General features: G+C 44.9%; 1 pseudogene. It reads right to left on the reverse strand.

The features are described from left to right. A pseudogene (locus AB4140_RS19705) lies at positions 1–254 on the reverse strand (AAA family ATPase); the annotation flags it as partial.

Here is a 254-nt window from a genome sequence, read left to right on the forward strand (position 1 = left end):
TTGTTCGCCTGTTTCTGGCAAACTGCATTCAACATACTCAGGTGACTCAAAGGTATGCTGCTGCATAACGTAATCGCCTATGTCCATGCTTTCGACTTGTCGACTTCCTTTGACTGACCAATACTGACCGATAGCTGGTTGTGCAGGCAATGTGTCAGGATCTACCTTTATCGTGACGTAGTATTTACCACTGTTGGCTCTGTATGAGTTTTTCTTTAGCGGTGTACCGCTGAATATCACCATCTTTGATGAGG

This window comes from Shewanella sp. 10N.286.51.B2 (assembly GCF_041469265.1).
In the GTDB taxonomy this organism is placed as follows: Bacteria; Pseudomonadota; Gammaproteobacteria; order Enterobacterales; family Shewanellaceae; genus Shewanella.